Annotated in this window: 19 protein-coding genes and 1 riboswitch; of the genes, 8 read left to right on the top strand and 11 right to left on the bottom strand. The window is 41.7% G+C overall.

The features are described from left to right. Positions 1–66 precede the first annotated feature (66 nt). The 5 genes from NQ556_RS14510 to thiS are packed head-to-tail and all read right to left on the bottom strand — an operon-like array spanning position 67 to position 3,498. Positions 67–630, bottom strand: a complete 564-nt coding sequence (locus NQ556_RS14510; protein WP_008368617.1) for a thiamine phosphate synthase — start codon at positions 628–630, stop codon at positions 67–69. Continuing rightward, on the bottom strand, positions 623–1,837 hold the full coding sequence (thiH, locus tag NQ556_RS14505) for a 2-iminoacetate synthase ThiH (protein ID WP_008368615.1): 1,215 nt from the start codon (positions 1,835–1,837) through the stop codon (positions 623–625). Before thiH ends, NQ556_RS14510 begins: the two co-directional genes overlap by 8 nt. 12 nt (positions 1,838–1,849) lie before the next feature. Beyond that, complete coding sequence (locus NQ556_RS14500) at positions 1,850–2,626, bottom strand: thiazole synthase (RefSeq protein ID WP_008368613.1); 777 nt, start codon at positions 2,624–2,626, stop codon at positions 1,850–1,852. Between the two features lie 26 nt (positions 2,627–2,652). Continuing rightward, positions 2,653–3,294 carry a sulfur carrier protein ThiS adenylyltransferase ThiF gene (thiF, locus tag NQ556_RS14495; protein ID WP_008368611.1) on the bottom strand — a complete coding sequence of 214 codons (642 nt, stop codon included), beginning with the start codon at positions 3,292–3,294 and terminating at the stop codon, positions 2,653–2,655. Positions 3,295–3,300: 6 nt separating this feature from the next. Further along, positions 3,301–3,498 carry a sulfur carrier protein ThiS gene (gene thiS, locus NQ556_RS14490; RefSeq protein WP_008368609.1) on the bottom strand — a complete coding sequence of 66 codons (198 nt, stop codon included), beginning with the start codon at positions 3,496–3,498 and terminating at the stop codon, positions 3,301–3,303. Between the two features lie 468 nt (positions 3,499–3,966). After that, positions 3,967–4,071: riboswitch (TPP riboswitch) on the bottom strand. Between the two features lie 354 nt (positions 4,072–4,425). Here thiS and NQ556_RS14485 point away from each other — a divergent pair. The 4 genes from NQ556_RS14485 (at position 4,426) to NQ556_RS14470 (ending at position 8,382) form a co-directional block, all read left to right on the top strand. After that, positions 4,426–6,120, top strand: coding sequence for a carbon starvation CstA family protein (locus NQ556_RS14485; protein WP_173690014.1), 1,695 nt, complete (start codon positions 4,426–4,428; stop codon positions 6,118–6,120). A gap of 160 nt (positions 6,121–6,280) precedes the next feature. Then, the gene (locus NQ556_RS14480) at positions 6,281–6,766 is read left to right on the top strand and encodes a MarR family winged helix-turn-helix transcriptional regulator (protein ID WP_008368600.1); all 486 of its coding nucleotides are present in this window, start codon (positions 6,281–6,283) and stop codon (positions 6,764–6,766) included. Continuing rightward, positions 6,759–8,093, top strand: coding sequence for an MATE family efflux transporter (locus NQ556_RS14475; RefSeq protein ID WP_022219979.1), 1,335 nt, complete (start codon positions 6,759–6,761; stop codon positions 8,091–8,093). The genes NQ556_RS14480 and NQ556_RS14475 overlap by 8 nt, the downstream gene beginning before the upstream one ends. 151 nt (positions 8,094–8,244) lie before the next feature. Beyond that, complete coding sequence (locus NQ556_RS14470) at positions 8,245–8,382, top strand: hypothetical protein (protein ID WP_022219980.1); 138 nt, start codon at positions 8,245–8,247, stop codon at positions 8,380–8,382. Positions 8,383–8,630: 248 nt separating this feature from the next. On the opposite strand, the gene NQ556_RS14465 is transcribed toward NQ556_RS14470, so the two are convergent. Beyond that, positions 8,631–9,848, bottom strand: coding sequence for an IS110 family RNA-guided transposase (locus tag NQ556_RS14465; protein WP_022220632.1), 1,218 nt, complete (start codon positions 9,846–9,848; stop codon positions 8,631–8,633). A gap of 343 nt (positions 9,849–10,191) precedes the next feature. Here NQ556_RS14465 and NQ556_RS14460 point away from each other — a divergent pair, with 343 nt between their 5' ends. Then, positions 10,192–11,127, top strand: a complete 936-nt coding sequence (locus NQ556_RS14460) for a GTP-binding protein (RefSeq protein WP_008373299.1) — start codon at positions 10,192–10,194, stop codon at positions 11,125–11,127. 142 nt (positions 11,128–11,269) lie between these two features. Here NQ556_RS14460 and NQ556_RS14455 read toward each other — a convergent pair whose 3' ends face one another. Genes NQ556_RS14455 through NQ556_RS14435 form a run of 5 tightly spaced genes read right to left on the bottom strand, consistent with a single transcriptional unit; the run spans position 11,270 to position 16,516 of the window. Continuing rightward, entirely contained in the window at positions 11,270–12,808 is a 1,539-nt protein-coding gene (locus NQ556_RS14455) for a serine hydrolase domain-containing protein (RefSeq protein ID WP_008373301.1), read from the bottom strand. Positions 12,809–12,832: 24 nt separating this feature from the next. Then, complete coding sequence (locus tag NQ556_RS14450) at positions 12,833–13,831, bottom strand: dipeptidase (protein WP_008373302.1); 999 nt, start codon at positions 13,829–13,831, stop codon at positions 12,833–12,835. A 13-nt stretch (positions 13,832–13,844) separates the two neighbouring features. Further along, the gene (locus tag NQ556_RS14445) at positions 13,845–14,438 is read right to left on the bottom strand and encodes a helix-turn-helix domain-containing protein (protein WP_008373304.1); all 594 of its coding nucleotides are present in this window, start codon (positions 14,436–14,438) and stop codon (positions 13,845–13,847) included. Positions 14,439–14,474: 36 nt separating this feature from the next. Further along, positions 14,475–15,638 carry a MalY/PatB family protein gene (locus tag NQ556_RS14440; protein WP_022220052.1) on the bottom strand — a complete coding sequence of 388 codons (1,164 nt, stop codon included), beginning with the start codon at positions 15,636–15,638 and terminating at the stop codon, positions 14,475–14,477. A 23-nt stretch (positions 15,639–15,661) separates the two neighbouring features. Beyond that, on the bottom strand, positions 15,662–16,516 hold the full coding sequence (locus tag NQ556_RS14435; RefSeq protein ID WP_022220051.1) for a M55 family metallopeptidase: 855 nt from the start codon (positions 16,514–16,516) through the stop codon (positions 15,662–15,664). A 221-nt stretch (positions 16,517–16,737) separates the two neighbouring features. On the opposite strand from NQ556_RS14435, the gene NQ556_RS14430 reads away from it, so the two are divergent. The 3 genes from NQ556_RS14430 (at position 16,738) to NQ556_RS14420 (ending at position 20,807) form a co-directional block, all read left to right on the top strand. Then, positions 16,738–18,468, top strand: a complete 1,731-nt coding sequence (locus NQ556_RS14430; RefSeq protein ID WP_008373307.1) for a peptide ABC transporter substrate-binding protein — start codon at positions 16,738–16,740, stop codon at positions 18,466–18,468. Positions 18,469–18,536: 68 nt separating this feature from the next. Next, positions 18,537–19,454 carry an ABC transporter permease gene (locus NQ556_RS14425; RefSeq protein WP_008373308.1) on the top strand — a complete coding sequence of 306 codons (918 nt, stop codon included), beginning with the start codon at positions 18,537–18,539 and terminating at the stop codon, positions 19,452–19,454. Positions 19,455–19,469: 15 nt separating this feature from the next. Beyond that, positions 19,470–20,807 (top strand): ABC transporter permease, encoded by a 1,338-nt coding sequence (locus NQ556_RS14420; protein ID WP_008373309.1) that lies wholly within the window; start codon positions 19,470–19,472, stop codon positions 20,805–20,807. Positions 20,808–20,820: the final 13 nt, after the last annotated feature.

Here is a 20,820-nt window from a genome sequence, read left to right as displayed (position 1 = left end):
AAGGTGACAATATCAGTTTGATATGCTACCCTGCATAGTGCCTTTTTTATTTTGAGGAATGACCGGTCAGACGTGCATCATCCCTGACATCACACAACCTCCTGCAGCACCTGCATTTTTCAGTTCGTGCAGTTGTGCTTCATCAATTTTGATTCCGCCAATGCCATAAACCGGAATCTGCACAGCTTGACATACATTCTGCAGAAATGGAAGTCCCCGTGGCGGGAGCCCTTTCTTGCAGTCGGTAACATAAATATGCCCTGCTGTGAGATAGGAAACTCCCAGCTTTTCCGCTTCGACTGCTTCAGAAACAGAATGGATGGAAGTTCCAACTGTATGAAAATCGGAAACCACTTTCGGATTCTCAAGCAAAAGTGGAAGCGGTAAATGTAGCCTGTCACAGCCGAGTTCTCTCGCAACGGCTGGATAAAAATGCGGAATAAACGGAACTTTAAACTGTTCACAGATTTCCTTCACCTGCCGGGCAAGAGAAAAATATTCCTCTTCCGGCAGATCTTTTTCACGCAGGATCAGAGCTTTCGGATGCAGCTTGCAGACACGGGTAATCTGTTCTGTAAAAGGACGGGAACAGAGATGGCGGTTTGTTACGGCAATAAGATCTCTATACATAGATATAATCACTCATAACCGGCTGCATATTGTTGGAAAGAAGTGCCTGATAAACCTCATCTACGGAACGTCCGTCAGAAATCTCGAACTGGTCATCTCCCTTATCCTCAATATCATCCACATGGCTTCCGATTCCGGTGCTGACTCCGGCAGAGATTTTTGTTGCAGAAATCTGTACCAGATTGTCTCTTACACGCGCACATTCTCTTGTGGATACCGTAATGCTTGCAAATGGCATAAACAGACGATAAGCGCAGACTACCTGAAGGAGCTGTGGCTCATGGACGTCCATCGGATTGATCCGGTCGTTGTTGATGATCGGACGAAGTCTCGGACAGGAGAAGGCGATTTCGGCATGTGGGTATTTTCTCTGCAGGAGATAAGCATGGTATCCGGTTGCAAAGGCATCCTTGCGGAAATCATCAAGTCCGAGAAGTGCTCCGAATCCGACACCGCGCATGCCGCCCATCAGTGCACGTTCCTGGGCATTGACACGGTATGGGAAGATCCGTTTGTGTCCGGCAAGATGCAGGGTTTCATATTTGTCAGAATTGTAAGTCTCCTGGAATACGGTTACATAATCGGCACCGCACTCGTGGAGGAATGCGTATTCGTCTGAGTTGACCGGATAAATCTCAAGTCCGATGACTTTAAAATATTTACGGGCGATCTTGCAGGCATTTCCGATATATTCCACCGTGGATTTGCTGCGGCTTTCACCGGTCAGGCTCAGGATCTCCTGAAGACCTGTTTTGGCGATGGCTGCCATTTCTTTTTCAATTTCTTCCTCATTTAACTGTGCACGGTTGATCTTGTTGTGGCAGTTGAAACCACAGTAAATACAATAGTTTTCGCAGTAGTTTGCAATGTAGATCGGAGTAAACATGTAGACGCTGTTTCCGAAATGTTTTCGTGTCTCTGCCTGTGCAGCCTGTGCGATCTCCTCAAGAAGAGGAAGTGCGGCAGGTGAGAGAAGTGCAGCGAAATCCTCCGGTGTACGGATGTCATGCGCAATGGCGCGTCTTACGTCAGCTTCGGTATATTTTTCATAATCATAAGCGTTCATGGCACTTATGACCTGATCCATTACGTCAGATCCGATATCTTCCATTCCCGGAAGGTAAGTCATATGATCAATGCGGTTTTTCTTCTGGTCTTCCAGAATTTCTTCACTTAAAATACTTTCGTTGATATGTGAATTTTCCATTTTGACTGCCTCCTAATTCTCTAAGAATCCTGTCAGAGGTGAGGATGCGCTTGCGCCTCTTTCGATGGTGCGTCCCAGTCCGGAAAGATAAGCACTGCGTCCGGCTTCAATGGCTTTTTTGAAAGCTTCTGCCATGGCAGGAACATTTCCTGCAGTTGCGATAGCAGTATTTGCCATGACAGCGGAAGCACCCATTTCCATGGCTTCACAAGCCTGGGAAGGGCGACCGATTCCGGCATCAACGATGATCGGCAGATCGATCTCATCAATCAGGATCTGGATGAAATCCTTTGTGCTGAGCCCTTTGTTGGAACCGATTGGAGAGCCGAGCGGCATAATGCAGGCAGCTCCGGCATCAGCAAGTGCTCTTGCAGCATTCAGATCCGGGTACATATACGGCATGACAACAAAGCCTTCTTTTGCAAGGATTTCTGTTGCTTTGATGGTTTCGTAGTTGTCCGGAAGCAGGTATTTGGAATCATGAACGACTTCGATCTTTACAAAGTCGCCGCATCCGACTTCACGGGAAAGTCTGGCGATACGGACTGCCTCCTCAGCATTACGTGCACCGGATGTATTTGGAAGCAGGGTTACATTGTCCGGAATATAGTCCAGGATATTTGCAAGACCGCCTTCATTTGCGCGACGCAGGGCAAGTGTGATGATCTGAGCTTCTGCTTTTTCGATACAGGCTTTTACAAGATCCAGAGAAAATTTACCGGATCCGAGAATAAAACGGGAAGTGAATTCATGACCTCCCAGGATAAATTTATCTTCATTTGTACTCATAATAAAGTTCCTTCTTTCTTATATTTTTAAATTTCTTCTTCACCGAGGATCAGCCGCGTGATCATGTTGGCTTCATGTGCGGCACAGATGGCAACACGCGGCGCCATCAGTCCATGACCGTAAGTTGGTGCTGTCACGCCATCACCACACAGATAAAAGTTTTTCATGATCCGTTTTGTGATAATGGTATTGCTGCTTCCATAGCCGGCCATTCCGGTTGCGGATACGAGCTTTTTCTCTGGAAAATGTTCCAGAATTCCATTGACCAGCATTGCTTTGGCTTCCGGATTATCAAAAGCTTCGCAGACAATTGTGGCATCTGCAAATAATTCCTGCAGATTATCGTCCGTAACTTTTACACAGTCCGTGCGGATATCCAGATACGGATTGATCTTCAGAAGCAGGGATTTCAGGGCATCGGTCTTGTACATTCCGATATGCTCCATGAAATATTGCTGGCGGTTCAGATTGGTAATGTCAACTACGTCAAAATCAATCAGGTGAAGATGACCGACACCAATCCGTGCAAGCGCATAAGCAACATTAGAGCCAAGACCGCCAAGCCCTGCGATCGCTACATTTCCTGCCGAGAGAAGCTTCTGCGTCTCCGGTGAATGTCGCTCGTCAAGGGCGGTGTAGATTTCTTCTTTTGTAAGTGTATGATACATGATTTCTTAGCCTCCTCCTACAAAACTTACAACCTCCAGACGGTCCCCGTCTTTGAGCATGGTGTCAGAATAGCTGTATTTTGGTAAAATATCACCATTCATTTCAACGGCGATCCGTTTGATCTGATAATTGTTTTGTTCCAGATAATCCGCAACACTGAGCGGTCCGGTCAGAGTAACTTCTTTACCATTAACTGTAATCATGGAAAAACCTCCTTTCAAAACGGAAAAGTTCTTAAAAATGAAAAAAGAGTACACAAAGAATTACACCCGTGGTGGTGTACCCCTTCATGAACTCTCGCCCAATCTCAACTTTACCTTATTCATTTTCGTGTAAACCCTGGTTGAATGTGGAATTTCATGATGTTGGGGTCAAAAGGTATTTTGCCCCCTTTGATACCAGATTGCTACGTGCTTTGCACTCTCGCAATCCTCAAAAACATTCGTAATCCGCTCATTTTTCTTTGAAAAATGGCTACTTACTCATGTTTTTGGCGGGTCAAGAGGTCAAAAATCCTCTTGCAAGCAAGCTTGCATCAGCTTTCTGACCTTTTGACCCTGGTATCATTTCATATTATTATAAGAAATCCTGTTTCTCAAATATCATCAGAGTATGCTGATGGTATTTGATGCCGTATATCAAAAAAAGAGAGATACCAATGTATCTCCCGTTATCATCAAAATATACGTTCCTACGTTGGCATTATCCAAATCAGGTATATGGGTCGAAGTTTTGAACTTCCTCTCAGCCTGTCAAACAAGCTCCCCGTTTCATTTACAAAATTCAGTATAATTCGGTTGGGAAAAAATGTCAATATCAATATAAAAATATATCCGGTCATAGTCTGGAGTCTCATATTCTGGAGTCAGATGCAGGTGTCACGGACAAATTGTATATTACAGGAATGCTTTTGCGAAGCGGTCATATGTTTTTGTAACGCGGAGTATGGAAAAATGCACAAAAAAACAGAGCATACTCTAAAAAATCATGTGAACGTGCCGAAATTGCGAGAAGTCCATTGACAAAAGGGCTTTAAAGAGTTAAAACACCACTATAATAATTTAATAAAATTTTTATTTATCTTATTAAAACTTAATTATTTTAACTGGAAGAGAAAGAGAGGGATTAGTATGAATACATTAGTTATCGTATTGATCGCAGCAGTACTTCTTAGCTGTGCATATGTATTCTATGGCCGCTGGCTCGCTAATAAGTGGGGAATCGATCCTAAAGCAGAGACTCCGGCAAAGAAATTTGAAGATGGAAAGGATTATGTTCCGACAGACGGATGGACCGTATTCAGTCATCAGTTTTCGTCAATTGCAGGTGCAGGTCCTGTTACCGGTGCAATTCAGGCGGCGGTATTTGGATGGGTTCCGGTATTCCTGTGGATCATCGTTGGAGGTATTTTCTTCGGTGCTGTTACAGACTTTGGTGCACTGTATGCCAGTGTAAAGAACGAAGGAAAGTCTATGGGACTTCTGATCGAAAAATATATCGGTAAATTCGGACGAAAAGTATTCCTGCTTTTCTGCTGGCTGTTTACACTTCTTGTAATTGCAGCATTCGCAGATATGGTTGCAGGTACATTTAACGCTTACACAGAAGTAGACGGTGTCGTAAAACTTGCAGATGCAGCAAAGACAAACGGAGCTGCAGGAACCATTTCCCTGCTGTTTATCGTATTTGCTATGATCTTTGGTCTGGTACAGAAAAAATTCCGGTTTCACGGATGGAAAGAAACAGTTGTCGGTCTTGTATTTACAGTAGCTGCTCTTGGTCTTGGTATGTTAGTACCGATCACAGCAACAAAAGATACATGGACTTACATTACATTTGTATATATCTTCTTTACAGCAGTACTTCCGATGTGGATCTTAAAGCAGCCTCGTGATACCATGACAACTTATATGTTCATCGGTATGATCGCAGGAGCTGCACTGGGACTTCTGGTTGCACATCCAACCATGAACCTTCCGGTATTTACAGGCTTCCACAATGATACACTTGGAGATATGTTCCCAATCCTGTTCGTTACCGTGGCATGCGGTGCTGTATCAGGTTTCCACAGCCTTGTTTCATCAGGTACATCATCTAAGACTGTATCCAATGAAAAGGATATGCTGAAGGTTGGATACGGAGCAATGGTTCTGGAAAGTCTTCTTGCAGTTATCGCACTTTGCGTAGCTGGTGCAGCTGCAGCAGCAGACGGAACACCGGCAGCCGGAACACCATTCCAGGTATTCTCAAGCGGTGTTGCAGGATTCTTTGAAATGTTCGGTATTCCGGTTTACATCGCACAGTGCTTCATGACCATGTGTGTATCTGCACTTGCACTTACCAGTCTGGATGCTGTTTCACGTATCGGACGTATGAGTTTCCAGGAACTTTTCAGTGTAGATGATATGGAACATGCAGAAGGATGGAGAAAACTCCTTTGCAATACATATTTCTCAACAATCGTGACTCTGTTATGTGCTTACGTTCTGACACGTATCGGATATGCAAATATCTGGCCACTGTTCGGATCAGCAAACCAGTTACTGTCAGCACTTGTACTTGTAACACTTTGTGTATTCATGAAGGTAACAGGAAGAAGCAACAAGATGCTGTTCGCACCGCTGATCATCATGCTTTGTGTAACAGGAACCGCACTGGTAGAGAGAACCATCGGACTTGTAAAAGCATATGCAGCAGGTTCCGCTACTTTCCTTGTAGAAGGACTTCAGCTGATCATCGCAGTTCTGCTGATGGCACTCGGACTTGTTATTGTGATCAATTCTCTGAAGGCTTACTTTGGAGCTAAGAAAGAGTCTGAAGCTTAGGATTTATAAAATATGACGAAAAGGGATGGCTTGTCAAAATGATGGGCTGTCTCTTTTTTTGATTGACTTTTTTTAAAATCTTCCCTAAAATACTTAGGAAACGAAGTATTTAATGCGAAAAATGATAAAGTAAAATATCATAAGGCAAAGGGAGGTTATCATGCAGACAGGAAAGAAGATCAATCAGATTTCCAACCGTCTCCGTAGACGGTCCAGGGCAATCCAGGAAACAATCGGGATCAGCGGTGCACAGGGAAATATTTTAAATTATATTTTAGTAGAATCTCAGAACAGATCTGTCTATCAGAAGGATATTGAACAGGAATTCGGACTTCGTCCTTCCACGGCAACAGAGACACTGAAATCTTTGGAGAAAAATGGACTGATAAAAAGAGAGACTGATCCAAATGATGGAAGATATAAGAAAATCGTATTTACTGAAAAAGCAGAGCAGATAGAAGCTGTGCTTAAGAGTGAGATCGAAGAGTCGGAAACGATTTTGCTGCAGGGAGTGACAAAAGAAGAACGGCAGGAATTTCTGAGGATCGCAGAGAAAATGTTGCAGAATCTGGATACTTTTCCTGCGAATACGGTAAAGAAAAACACAGGCAGAAAAAAACAGCACGGAGGACGGACAGATGAATGAAAATGAACTGATGGGAAGTATGAAGGTGTCAAAAGCCGTTGCGAAGATGGCAATACCAAGCGTGATCAGCAGTCTGGTCACGGTTGTCTACAATATGGCAGACACCTTTTTTGTTGGACAGACTGGGGATCCACTGCAGGTAGCAGCGGTCAGTCTGACCAATCCGATATTTATTTTACTGATGGCATTTGCAAATATGTTTGGTATGGGTGGAAGTGCCGTTGCATCTATGGCGATGGGAGAAAAAAATGAGAAACGGGTAAAGAATACATCGGCATTTGTAACCTATGCATCACTGATTGTCGGGATTTTATTTGCTTTGATCCTGATTTTCTTTATGAAACCGCTCCTTTACACATTTGGTGCGAACAGTCAGACTTATGAGATGGCAAAAGGTTATATATTTCACGTTTCCTATGGTGCACCATTTATCATCTGGTCAGCAGCGGCAAGCTTTATCGTTCGTGCGGAAGGTGCAAGCAGTGAGGCGATGATCGGAAGTATGATCGGTACAGTTGCCAACATTGTTCTGGATCCGGTATTTATCAGCGGACTTGGAATGGGGGCGGCAGGGGCTGCGATTGCGACAACGATCGGCAATATTCTGGCAAGCATTTATTATCTCTGGTATTTCATGAAAAAGAGTAAAAGCTTTTCCGTCAGTCCGAAGTATTTCAAATGCGGAGAGCAGGTTTTATCAAGGGTATGTTCGATCGGTTTTCCGACCGCAATTTTTTCAGCACTGATGAGTGTATCAACGATCGTGCTGAATCAGATTCTGGTCAAGTACGGAAATGCACCGGTGGCGGCGATTGGAATTGTATTCAAGGCAAATATGTTTATTACCTTCCTTCAAATGGGACTTGCCAACGGCGTGCAGCCGCTGATGGGTTACAATTTTGGGGCAGGCAATCAGAAACGTTTTATGGAAGTGGACTGTTTTACGAAAAAATGCTGTCTGGTCGTTGGAATCCTGGCGACGGCATTATTTTTCTTTTTTCGAGAACCAATTATCCACCTGTTCATTAACGATAAAGACGTTATATATTATGGCGTGAAAATGCTGGTCGCATATATGGTTTCCGGACCGTTTATCGGAATCCTTTTTGTAAATATGAACTGCATGCAGTCTACTGGAGATGCACTTCCAGCAACGATTCTGTCGGTGCTCCGACAGGGACTTCTGCTGATTCCCTTACTGTATCTGTTGAATGCAGTATTCGGATTAAACGGAGTCATTTACGGACAGGCACTTACGGATTGCGTGGCGATTGTACTGTCCATGTATATCTGGGGAAGAAAGAAGAGAAAATTAAAGAGTGAATAAGTGAGAGAAAATCAGGTGTCGGGGGTGATACCTGTTTTTTCTTGCTTATAAATATAACGTGCAAAGTGGAAAGAATCATTGCGGACACGCATATAATAGTCAGGTACAGGAAATAATTCATCTGAATAAATGTAAGAAAGAGAGGCTGTTTATGGAAGAGCGAGATGATCTGGAACAGATGGCATTTATACAGAAGTGGAATGACGGAAAGGCAGAACGGGAGAAAAAGCGAGAGCAGATGTGGAACGGGATTCTGGAGAAGGCTGGGATAAAGAAAGAAGAAAAGTAAAAAGGAAAATGATTTTTTAGAAAAAATGAAAAGAACTCAAATAGGAGCTCAAAATTTAAGTTTCTGTTTGAGTTCTTTATTTGAGTTCCTTTAAGAAACTAAAAAAATATGCTATTATCTTAAAAGTAGTCTGCAAATAAAAAGTCAAGCAGAAATTAATGAACTTTGAAAATTTATACAGGTTGAACGTAAGACACGAAAATAAGACCACCGCGATGCGCTAGTCTGGTAGAAGTTAAAAAGTGATATTAAATAGTTTCATTATTCGACAAGTTGGATAGATATTCTCTTACCCGACCGTAATAAATCCGGAGAAATTTGTTTGCCCCGGCAGTCATATAAACATAATAAGGTTTGCCTTCGGATCGTTTTTTATCCATAAAGGCATAAACAGGATCATCCACTGGAGATCGTTTGATAAGACTGTCCATGATCTGAAAAAGAGTTTTACGCAGGTAGGGAGACCCCTTTTTAGAGGTTCGCACACTGTTCTGTATGTGCTTTCCAGAATCATTTTTACCGGGATCAACACCTGCAAAAGCAGTAAGGGCTTCCCGGTGTGTAAAACGGGAAACATCCCCAATCTCAGCGATAAGCTGCGGACCAAGGGTTGCCCCTACACCGTTCATATCCATAACAACCGGATATTCCGGAAGCGTGGATGCAAGCTCATTCATTTTTGAACGGAGCGATTCTACTGTTTTCGAAGCAGTGTTTAGTAATGCTACTGCCTGCCATATCAACATTTTTGTGATGTCATTCTTTGGAAATACGGCAATCAGGTCAGAGGAAATTTGATAAATTTTCGCTGCTTTCTCTGCACTGAAGTTATAGTTTTTACGTTTGCACCAATTCTGGTAATGCTCCGTAAAGGCATTTAATGACTTGGAGCGGACGCAATCGACATGCCAGTAGGTATGAATGAAATCTACCCATTTTTGGCTGCCGTCATTGCGGGCAGGACTGTCAAAGAAATCATTGGCTCCCGGATAAGTCTGGTCGATCAGCGCAATGAGATTGTTTTTCATTGCAGTTTTCTGAGCCATATAGAATCCAAATTGTCGGTTCATAGTTTTTAGTTGGTTACGTGTTTTATCCATGATTCCATATTGCTTCAGTTTAGCCCAACGGTCAAGAGTATAACGTGCGATTTTTTTAGAATCTGCCTTATCTGTCTTGGGTGTGCGGAGGGAATCATCACCGAAATCTCTGATCAGGATAGGATTTACGGCACTGACAAAGATACCGGCATCAGAAAGCCATGTGGCAACCGGTTCATAGTATCTGCCGGTATGCTCCATGCAGACTTTGGTTTCGCCTTCAAGGCTTTTGATCTGTTTGATCAGGTCGTTTATGGCAGACTGGGTGTGAGGGATATCGCAGGGGGACATAAGAACCACATCTCCTGGTTTTCGGATAGTGACAGTGCTTTTTCCTTTGGAAACATCAATACCAACAGCGTTCATAACAGATACTCCTTTGTAATGTATTAGTAATGGTCAATACCAGTTTTCTCATTGCCTATTCAATCTACTGGGTGTTTCACACGAACGTATCAAGGTTCAACCTGCATAAAACGAATGCTGCGAAAGAGTGGCTGGTTGGCTGACTATTTTACGGACGTAAAGTCCTGAGAGAAGGAGGCCAGACCTATTGCTCCACTCATTCTAACAGCTTAAGCAACAAGATGGATAATTCCTTACTGGCTGTAAGGGATATTAACCATAAATATATTGTAGTAGAGAGAAGGAAGTAAAATTACAGTAGAAAATTTTTGAAGAACTAAAAAATCAAAGGGGAAGATTAGCGATGGTAAAAATAGATTTAATCACCGGTTTCTTAGGCTCCGGCAAGACAACGTTTATTAAAAAATATGCAAAATATCTTCTGGATAAAGGAATGAACATTGGTATCCTTGAGAATGATTTTGGTGCGGTAAATGTAGATATGCTTCTTTTGCAGGACCTGATGGGAGATAACTGTGAGCTTGAAATGATTTCCGGTGGGTGCGACAAAGAGACGCACAGGAGGCGTTTCCGGACGAAGCTGATCGCAATGGGAATGTGCGGATATGACAGAGTAATTGTTGAACCGTCCGGGATTTATGATGTAGACGAATTTTTTGACGTTCTTCACGATGAACCACTGGATAAGTGGTATGAGATTGGCAATGTGATTACGATCGTTGACGCAAAACTGGAGCCGGAATTGTCAGAAGAAGCAGACTATCTGCTTGCGTCTGAGGCTGCAAATGCAGGAAGCATCATCCTCAGCAGGGCAGAAGAAGCAACAAAAGAACAGATTGAAAATACAATTGAACATTTGAACAGAGCGCTTGAACAGGTTCAGTGCAAGCGAAGGCTGGATCGGGAAATCATGAGAAAAGATGGAGCAGAGCTTTCGAAAGAGAATTTTGATAAGATCTTAAAGAGCGGTTATGTTGCAGAAAATTATCGGAAGATGGAGCTGGATGAGAAAAAAGGTTTTGATTCGTTGTATTTTATGGAATTGAAAATTTCTGCAGATGAATTGAAGACGCAGGTTGCGAAGATGATGCAGGATCCAGAATGTGGCGGTATTTTCCGGGTGAAGGGATTCGTGAAAGATGATGCAGGAAGCTGGATGCAGCTGAATGCAACCGGTCATGAGATCAGTATGAAGCCGATCGGAGACGGGCAGGAGGTTGTGATTGTGATTGGGGAGCAGTTGAAGGAAGATTGCATACGGAAGTATCTGGAGAATTAGAAAGTGTAAAAGAGCGCATCAAAAGCGATGTGATCCGGTCAGTATGCTGAAAACAGTTTTGTTTGTGTAATACAGCTGTTATTGTATCCATAAGCAACAGGACGCATGAAAAAACTTTCGTTTTTTCATGCGTCCTGTTAATTTATTGTTTTTGGTAAATGATATGTTTTACACGGCCGCCATCCATAATGATGGTATTATTTTCGGCTTTTACATACATTATAAGATTTGCATCCATTCGGAAGATAATACTTCCGGATGCTGATTGGTAAAGCGTTGTTTTTCCATAACGACGCATATGGATTTCACAGGTGTTTTCAGTTTTCACTAATTTCATAAAGGAATCGGTTTCATCGTTGTAATAGGTTCCTTCCTGGAAAAGTGCCGGATCTGTAGGCTTGGCAGGGGTCAATGTAAGTACACGGGCAGGAAGTCGATAAAGGATTTCCTTATCTGTGAAGTAGATCTTTTCGTCTAATGAACCAATGCGATAACCGCCATCCTCTTCTTTTACCAGTTCTGTGCGGCACCATTCTCTTTGCATATAGAAAGTACCGTTTTGCTCTGTGATATCAACAAACATTGGATCATCCGGAAGTGCTGTCAGGAATACACCGCTGCGGGCAGGTGCATTTTCATGTTCCGGCACGGCTGGTTCGGTACAATCCGGTAATCCGAGTACGATGCAGGCGGCTTTATCGGCAAGCTTAGACATTGCGTAAGTTGTGGTGTTACTGATCAGTACAATCTCCAGTTCTTTTTCCGGAATGCAAATAATTTCACCACGGTATGCAGCATCGGCACCGCCATGACCGAATACATCCAGACCATGAAGCTTATGGGTGATCAGTCCGCCGCAGTATTCAGCCGTTTTGCCATTGCTGAGAAGGACAGGTTTCTTCATAAGCTCGATAATTTCAGGATCGATCACATTTGGATGAATGTACTCATCTAATACTTTGCAGAGATCAGAAGCACAGGTATTTACAGAGGTTGGTCCGTAAAGTGCATAGTTCAGTGGATTGTAGTAGAATGTATCATTACCTTCGTCCTGGTAAGAGTAAGTAAGATCCGGAACAATCTGTGTAAAGCTTTCGCGGACAAAAGAATGTGTCATTCCGAGTGGAGTGAAAATACGTTCTTTTACAAATTGTGGGAAGCTCATTTGCGACAGCTTTTCAACGATAAGTGCCAATAAATGGAAACCGGTGTTACTGTATAAATACTGTGACTGCGGTTCAAAGTTCAGCGATTTCTGAAGAGATATCGTTGTATTGATATCATCCATGTCAATCTGATCGTTGATCTTGATACCACGTAAAAATAAGAGTTCCCATTGGTCGCGAAGTCCGCTGACATTATTCATCATCTGGCGGATCGTAATCGGTGTTTCAATGTTGATATATTCATCTAAATATTTTCTGATGTTGTCATCTAAATCAAGTTTTCCTTCTTTCCAGAGAAGAAGAATAGACATAACAGTAAATTCTTTGGAAATCGATGCGACATGGAAAATACTTTCTTTATGGATTTTTAATTTATTTTCAAGATTTCCATATCCAAAACATTTTTCGTAAAGAGTTTTACCGTGCTGGCGAATCAATACCTGAGCGCCAGGGCAAAGACCGCGATCCCACATACGGAAAAGCTGATCTAATTGTTCTGTCATATTTGAATTCATTACAAAAATACTCCTTCTGATAAACTATTTTTTTAGGATTTTTTCGAATGCATAAAGCCAGTTTTTGCCTGCAAGCAGAGAAATCCGTTCATCTGAATAATTATGTTCTTTCATATTCTGCAAGAAATCCGGAATGTCCGCATGACCGCCGGAGAGAATGTCGAAAGGAAACTCCGGCATCAGGGATAAGTCTTGTGCGGAACTGTTCTTTAAGAAGAGATCGCAAAAGTCAAATCCGAAACCGACATGCTGTTCTCCCATTACCTCAATCATGTAATCTAAGTGTGCAAGCATTTGCCGGCGGTCAGCTGTGCTGCCGGTATCCGCGTTAATGATACTGCAGGCATTCAGTCCCACAACACCGCCACGTCTGGCGATTTCTTTTAAATGCTCATCCTTCAAATTCCTATTGTTATGAGCAACCGCCCGTGCATTAGAATGTGATGCGATTAGTGGGCAGGAGGTAATGGATAAGACATCATCTACGCCCTCATCACTTAAATGACTGAGATCAATGATCATGTTTAAAGATTCAGCTTCTTTTACAAGCATTTGACCAAAGTCAGTCAGACCGCCTTTTTTCGCATTTCCGGTAAAATCACAGCCGTCAGCTGCCATATTTCTGCGGCTCCAGGTAAGTCCCAGTCCTCTTACGCCTGCGGCGTAGAATGCGTGTAACATGAGGCAGGAAGATACCGGTTCTGCTCCTTCAAAGGAGAGAAGGATACCGACCTTTTTTTCCAGAGCAGCTTTTACAAAGTCATCGGCACATGTACAAAGCATAAGAAGTTCCGGACTTTCGCTGATCTCACAGTGGAGAGCTGCAATCTGTTCCAGAGCGATGGAAACACTTCCGTAAGGCAGGTACTGGCTGTCTACAAAGAGTGAGGCAACGATTCCGGTAACATTTCCTTTTTTGAATGCAGGATAGTACAATCTTTCGATGACCTTGTGCTCACCATTTTTGCGGCGTACAGCGACATCGCTTAGCAGGTCAAAATGTCCATCAATAATATATTTCATAATCGTGTTTTCCTTAATAAATTAATTGTGAAAAATAAACAATTATAGTCGCTTCTTCATCTGATGTATTCAAGTAGTTATGTAAACAATTTTTAGGGATATAGAAACTGTCGCCCTCGTAGATTATATAAGTGCTGTTATCGATGCGGAGTTCTAATTCCCCTTTGAGGAGCAGGAGACTTTCGTCGTAATTACCATGTGAAATCATTTGCTCAGTTACCCAGGTGTTCGGTTTTAATCTCACGATGAGTCCGGTCATTTGTGCTTCTTGTGCGTTCGGAAGTTTAGAAGGTGTAAAAATAGAGTAGGAAACATCAATTTCCGGGATTTTCATTGGAATTCGGTTCTCTTTTCTCACCAAATAAGATTCCTTTGATTTCTTTCCTTCTTCAGGTGACTTGGCAGAGAGTTCGGAGTCACCCATGATCAACCATACTTCTGAACAATCTAAGCAGACTGCAATTTTTCTAAGTGCCACGAGTGAAGGAGATTTTAAATCTCTTTCAATTTGTGATATATGACCTATTGTGTATCCGGTAGCTTCAGCTACCTCTTTGAGCGTGAGCCCTCTTTTTTTTCGCATTTCGCGAATTCGGCTTCCATACATGATCCCGCTCCTCCTTTCGCAATTTAAGTATAAAAACTAGCGGTTTTTGATTGCTTTTTCAATGCGGGCAAGAGCTTCCTGAAGTTGAGCGCGTGGACAGCCAATATTTAATCGCATATAAGTGCTGCACTGAGCACCGAAACGATATCCAGGATTCATTTTTACCTTTGCTTTTTCTAAGAAAAATTGATTTAATTCGTCATTTTCCAGATTAAGTTTTGAACAATCAAGCCACAGAAGATATGTTCCTTCAGGTGACCAAACGCTGATTTCCGGAATATTTTCTCTGATATATTCCACGGTGAAATCTCTGTTAGCTTCGAGATATTGAAGCATTTCTGTAAGCCAGTCCTCGCCTTTTGTATATGCGGCAGTCAGCGCTGTCATACCGAAAATGTTATCCCCCAGATCAAACGCATTATAGGTTGCGTCATACGCATTATATAATTTCTTGTTCGGAATAACAACATAAGATTGACAAAGACCGGCAACATTAAAGGTTTTACTCGGTGCAAAAGCTGTGATTGTATGTTCCATAGCATATTCTGATACGGATGCCATCGGAGTATGGTGTTTTCCGCCATATACGAAATCGGCATGGATCTCATCTGAAATAATATACAGCTCATGGCGTTCGGCGATTTTAGCAACTTCCAAAAGCTCTTCTTTTGTCCATACACGACCAGCCGGATTATGAGGATTACACATCATGATCGCTTTGCAGCGGTTGTCGATCTGGGCTTCCAGACGCTCGAAGTTAATGGAATAACGTCCGTTTTCATCACAATCTAACTGGTGATTAATGATAACACGTCCATTTTCTTCAATCGAAGAGTAGAATGGATGATAAACAGGTGTCATGATCACAATACGATCCCCAGGTGTTGTCAGAGATAAAAGACTCATAACAAGAGCAGGAACAACGCCGGGACTGAAACCTAACCATTCGCTCTGAATATCCCAGTGATAACGTCTTCCTACCCAGGATACGATGGCATCTTTTAATTCTTTGCTGTGATGAGTATATCCATAAACAGGATGATCTAAACGTTTCTGCATTGCTTCGCGAATTTCCGGAGCTGCTGCAAAATCCATGTCTGCTACCCACATCGGAACGACATCTTCCGGAATATTGTATTCCCATTTATTACAAGATGTGCCATGTCTGTCGATGATTTCATCAAAATTATATTTTCCCATTTTCTTTTTCTCCTTCGAAATTTTTAGTTAGCTGTTCCTGCAAGACCGGTAATTGCAGAGATGCCACATTCTAATTCATGCATGTTATCACATGTGATTTCTACTTCTGTACCGCTTAAACGTTTCATGCGAGGGATTTGTGCAACGGTGTCGGCCATTGCTGTTGATTTGAATTCAAATCCCAGCTTGATCGGAGTTGTAACTTCATATAAAGGAATTTTGCTCAAATCGGAATCAAGAACTTCCTTTACTGCAGAAATCGTGTTTTCCCTGAGAACTTTTTGCGGAGGGAATTTTGCTGCGTAGCGGGATAAAGCTTCTTTTGTTGTTACAAATTTTACCCATGGCATCATTTCTTTGTCTATAAGCTGTTTGCGAAGACCGGAATCACCGATGATAAGACCGACCGGAACCTTATAAGAAGCAGCAAGTGCTGCGTTCGTTGTGCTTTCGTTCATATAGGTCCCGTTGATCTTAAGGCTGGAAACAACTCTTCCGTAGAAGCTGTGATCCATATTGGCGAAATCTTCTCCCGGACCGGCATGATATCCGGCCAGAAATACAACATCGTAGGTTTCATCCAGGCAAGACATCATGTACTGTCTTCTTGGAGAACCGCTTACTAAGCTGATACGTTCATCCATCTGGCAAAGTTCATCATAGGAAAGGTTCGTTCCGCTTCCGTGAGAGTCAGAAATGGTGATTTCCCCAATCTCCTCATTTCTGGAAGAAGCATGAATTCCTTCGATGATCCAGCGTACCTGATTGTGTAAAGCGCGGCGGAAGGAAGGAACCTCATCGCGTTCCTGGGATGGAGAAGTGATACCAGCCATTCCTTCCATGTCTACAGAAATGTAGATTTTTAGTGCTTTCTTCATAAGAAAATCCTCCTTTATGTAATTTATTTGTTTTCTTATAGAAAAACAAAACATACAGTTGTTGAAATATTATAAAACAATAAAAGAATGCTGTCAATATATTGACATAATATACAAAAAGAATTATACTGTCAGTAATAATTATACTGTGAGTAAAAAACACAGAAAAAATCTTTTTCGTAAAACGAAACTCAAAAAAGGATGTAAAGGAGGAGAAATGTATGAAGAAGAGAAATTTAGCGTTGCTTTTAGCACTGACGATGGTTGCTGCAAGTTTTGTGGGGTGTGGTGACAAAAAAGAAAAAGCTTCTGACAATGGATCGGTAAAACAGGAAGCAGAAGATGAGGGATCTGAAGAAGGTAGATACCTTATGTGGAGATTAGATTCCGAACCAAAACAATGGGATCCGACGAACAACTCAGCATCTGTATCGGACGCGATTTGTAAGCAGTTGTTTGAAGGCCTCACCGTATCAACATCTGATGGCTTTAAACCGGGTATCGCGGAAAAATGGGATGTTTCAGAGGACGGAAAAACATATACATTCCATTTAAGAAAAGATGCGAAATGGTCAGACGGAAGTCCGGTGACAGCAAAAGACTTCGAATATTCCTGGAGAAGAATTTGTGATCCGGATTTTGCATCTGAAGCACTTCAGGCTATCACAGATTATGTTGTAGGTGCTACTGAATATTTTGAAGGAACAGGTGAGTATGATGATATCAAAGCAACAGCAATTGATGATTATACATTTGAAGTTGTTTTGAAGAATGCAACACCGTTCTTCCCGCAGTTAGTTGCCAATGACGTTTATCTTCCTATTAAAAAAGAGGCAGTGGAAGCAGCAGGAGAAGGATGGGAGAAGAAACCGGAATCAGCAATCAGTAACGGAGCATTCTACTTAGAAGAATATCAGGTTGGATCGCATTTATTACTGAAAAAGAATCCTTACTACTATGCAGCAGATGAAGTAAAACTTCCAGGTATCAAAGCAGTATTTATTACAGATGATAATACCGCATATCAGGCATATCAGGCAGGTGAGATTGATGTTATGGATCATCTTCCGGCAGAACAGGTTCCACAGATTGTTGCTGAAGACCCATATGTAATCGTAAGTGCCGATACAGGAGCACAGTTCCTGAATTTCAACGTAGATAAAGCACCATTTGATAATGTTCATGTAAGAAAAGCAGTTGCCAAGGCAATCGACAGAAAGCAGATCACAGAACAGGTATTAAAAGATGGTTCTATCCCGGCAAGTAACTTTATCGCTCCGACATGTCAGAAAACAGATGGAACACATTTCCGTGAACTTGAAGCAGATGGATATCCGGCAGAAGAATATGGAATCGATCCGCGTCAGGCTAAGGTAGAAGATGCGCAGGCAGAACTTGCGGAAGCAGGTTATCCAAACGGAGAGGGCTTTCCGGAGGTGGAAATCACATATGCGAATACTGAAAAGAACAAGAGACTTTGTGAAGCAATTCAGCAGATGCTGGAAACAAATTTAAATATCAAAGTTAAACTCCGCGCAGAAGAATCAAGTGTATTCAACTCTACAAAGAGTAAAGGTGATTACGAGATGGCTCCTGGTGGATGGACAAATAACCCATACGATGCAAGTGGACTTATTAAACTCTTCTATTCTCAGAATGGTAATAATACATGTCAGTGGAGATGGAGAGAATACAAAGGTGCTCCGCACGATACGACATTAAATCCGGGCAACAAAGCCTTTGATGAAGCCTTTGATAAAGCAATGGCATCATTAGGTAAAGAAAGAGATGAAGCCTGGGAAGAAGCGAATAAAGCTCTTATGGATGATATGCCGATCACAGCGCTTTATTATCCGTCTTTCGTAGCTCTTATAAATGAAGATCAGGTTGAAAATGTTGAACTTACATTGGGCAATTCATTTATGTTCAGCCATGCTGAAATCGTTGAGTAGTTGTTGACTTTAGGAAGACCGAAAAGTACCTTGCTTTTCGGTCTCCCTATTATTAGAGGAGAAGTAATATGCTGAGATATATAGCGAAAAGAGTACTTTCTGCGATTATTACGATCTGGTTCATTATGACACTGACATTTGTATTAATGAATGCAATTCCAGGTGACCCATTTGCCAGCGAGAAAATGAACGATCCGGTAATTATTGCAAATATGAAAGCAAAATATGGTCTTGATAAACCGTTTATTGAACAGTATGGAACATATATGCGGAACTATATGCATGGGGATTTTGGTATTTCCTTTATGAAAAAAGGAATCACAACCAATGATATTATTTCAGCAGGATTTCCATATTCTTTAGCAATCGGTATTTGGGCTTCATTAGTTATTTTAGGTTTCGGAATATTTTTTGGTATTATTGCCGCATTGAGGCAAAATAAATTTGTAGATCGAGTCTTGATGGTGCTATCAACCCTAGGGGCGACAATCCCAAGCTTTGTATTTGCAACAGGATTCTTATATCTGTTCAGCAAGATTTTAGGATGGGTACCATCGTTTGGTGTGAATAGCTGGAAGGGATATATTGGACCGGTTATAGTCAGTGCATTATTCTCACTGGCATATGTTGTACGACTGACAAGAACTTCTACGTTGGATGTTCTGAACCAGGATTATATCCGTACGGCAAGAGCAAAGGGACTTCCGGAATGGAAGGTACTTGGAAAACATGCATTGAGGAATGCCTTGCTTCCGGTTGTAACTTACATCGGACCGATGTTTGCGGCTTTGATCACAGGATCTTTCGTAGTAGAAAAGGTATTTGGTATTCCTGGTATTGGAAACTTGTTTACAAACAGTATTCTTAACCGAGACTATACGCTTATTATGGGTATTACGGTATTTTTCTCAGTTATACTTGTAATCTGCATTTTAGTAGTCGATATTCTGTATGTATTAATTGATCCACGTATTAAATATCAGTAAAACAGGTGAGAAAATATGAGCGAAAAAAATAACGTTATTTCTCCGGAATTATGGGCACCGTTGGAACAGGAAGAAAAAAATGCTGAGAAAATGGAGAGACCTAGTCTTACTTTTTTACAAGACGGATGGAGAAGATTAAAATCCAATAAAATAGCGATCCTTTCGTTGATCGTAATTGCTTTGATCACAATTGGGGCTATTTTTATCCCAATGTTTTGGAAATATGATTATAAGAAACAGAATCTGGAATTAGCGAATATTCCGGATGTAATGAAAGTATATCCGCTTGACAATGGAAAAAATATTTATGTAACACCACAGTATACGGTTGTTGTGGTTGATAAAAAGGGAAATCTCGAAGGGCTTGCAGAAGTTAAGAATAAAGATGTCAATGGAAAGAAAAATTTCTTCGTGGTCGGAGACAGTGAAATCTGTGTTGATTATAGTGTTTATTCAGATGCAAGCAAAGAGTATAAGAAATTAGAAAAGAAAGCAGCAAAAAAAGATTTAGATACAACAGCGATCAAAGGAATTAAATACCTTGAAAACTATTATGCAGGAAGCGATGTGACAGAGGTTACCATCGATGAAGCAAAAAGTATTTTGGAAAACAAGATAGAAAGAACAGTGATCACTTGTGATGGTGAGAAGCTTACAAAGCAGGAGAAGATAAAAAATAAAACCTATCTGCTTGGAACAGATGGTCTGGGAAGAGATCTGTTTATCCGTATTGTATATGGTGCACGTATTTCTCTTTTGGTTGGTCTGTTTGCGGCATTTATCAACTTTGTGGTTGGTGTATTCTACGGTGCGATTGCAGGTTACTGCGGTGGAACGGTTGATAATATAATGATGCGTATTATTGACGTTCTGGACTCCATTCCGATGACGCTGTATGTTATTTTGATCATGGTTGTAGTAGGACCTGGTATTTCTTCCATCATTATTGCATTAGGTTTGACATTCTGGGTTAAAATGGCCCGTATCGTCAGAGGGCAGGTTCTGACGCTGAAACAGCAGGAATTTGTTAAAGCTGCCATCGTAACAGGAGCAGATACAAAGAGAATTATTGTGAAACACCTAATTCCGAATATGATGGGACCTATCATGGTAAATATGGCAATGCAGATTCCAAGTGCAATTTTCAATGAAGCATTCCTGAGCTTCGTAGGTCTTGGTATTTCTGCACCGATGGCTTCCTGGGGTACTTTGTGTAATGACGCTTTAGCAGGAATTTATGTATATCCATATCAGATGGTATATCCGGCGATTGCCATTTCAGTTACAATCCTTACATTCAACTTATTAAGTGATGGTTTAAGAGATGCATTCGATCCAAAACAGCGTAAATAAGGAGGAAAAAGCA

Source organism: Coprococcus comes ATCC 27758, assembly GCF_025149785.1.
GTDB lineage: Bacteria > Bacillota > Clostridia > Lachnospirales > Lachnospiraceae > Allocoprococcus > Allocoprococcus comes.
The sequence above is the reverse complement of the archived record's forward strand: the minus strand, read 5'-3'. Positions and strand labels throughout refer to the sequence as shown.

Bases quoted from the DNA above. Each gene is read 5' to 3' on its own strand.
- NQ556_RS14510 (WP_008368617.1), bottom strand. From the start codon at position 630: ATGTATAGAGATCTTATTGCCGTAACAAACCGCCATCTCTGTTCCCGT.
- thiH (WP_008368615.1), bottom strand. From the start codon at position 1,837: ATGGAAAATTCACATATCAACGAAAGTATTTTAAGTGAAGAAATTCTG.
- NQ556_RS14500 (WP_008368613.1), bottom strand. From the start codon at position 2,626: ATGAGTACAAATGAAGATAAATTTATCCTGGGAGGTCATGAATTCACT.
- thiF (WP_008368611.1), bottom strand. From the start codon at position 3,294: ATGTATCATACACTTACAAAAGAAGAAATCTACACCGCCCTTGACGAG.
- thiS (WP_008368609.1), bottom strand. From the start codon at position 3,498: ATGATTACAGTTAATGGTAAAGAAGTTACTCTGACCGGACCGCTCAGT.
- NQ556_RS14485 (WP_173690014.1), top strand. From the start codon at position 4,426: ATGAATACATTAGTTATCGTATTGATCGCAGCAGTACTTCTTAGCTGT.
- NQ556_RS14480 (WP_008368600.1), top strand. From the start codon at position 6,281: ATGCAGACAGGAAAGAAGATCAATCAGATTTCCAACCGTCTCCGTAGA.
- NQ556_RS14475 (WP_022219979.1), top strand. From the start codon at position 6,759: ATGAATGAAAATGAACTGATGGGAAGTATGAAGGTGTCAAAAGCCGTT.
- NQ556_RS14470 (WP_022219980.1), top strand. From the start codon at position 8,245: ATGGAAGAGCGAGATGATCTGGAACAGATGGCATTTATACAGAAGTGG.
- NQ556_RS14465 (WP_022220632.1), bottom strand. From the start codon at position 9,848: ATGAACGCTGTTGGTATTGATGTTTCCAAAGGAAAAAGCACTGTCACT.
- NQ556_RS14460 (WP_008373299.1), top strand. From the start codon at position 10,192: ATGGTAAAAATAGATTTAATCACCGGTTTCTTAGGCTCCGGCAAGACA.
- NQ556_RS14455 (WP_008373301.1), bottom strand. From the start codon at position 12,808: ATGAATTCAAATATGACAGAACAATTAGATCAGCTTTTCCGTATGTGG.
- NQ556_RS14450 (WP_008373302.1), bottom strand. From the start codon at position 13,831: ATGAAATATATTATTGATGGACATTTTGACCTGCTAAGCGATGTCGCT.
- NQ556_RS14445 (WP_008373304.1), bottom strand. From the start codon at position 14,438: ATGTATGGAAGCCGAATTCGCGAAATGCGAAAAAAAAGAGGGCTCACG.
- NQ556_RS14440 (WP_022220052.1), bottom strand. From the start codon at position 15,638: ATGGGAAAATATAATTTTGATGAAATCATCGACAGACATGGCACATCT.
- NQ556_RS14435 (WP_022220051.1), bottom strand. From the start codon at position 16,516: ATGAAGAAAGCACTAAAAATCTACATTTCTGTAGACATGGAAGGAATG.
- NQ556_RS14430 (WP_008373307.1), top strand. From the start codon at position 16,738: ATGAAGAAGAGAAATTTAGCGTTGCTTTTAGCACTGACGATGGTTGCT.
- NQ556_RS14425 (WP_008373308.1), top strand. From the start codon at position 18,537: ATGCTGAGATATATAGCGAAAAGAGTACTTTCTGCGATTATTACGATC.
- NQ556_RS14420 (WP_008373309.1), top strand. From the start codon at position 19,470: ATGAGCGAAAAAAATAACGTTATTTCTCCGGAATTATGGGCACCGTTG.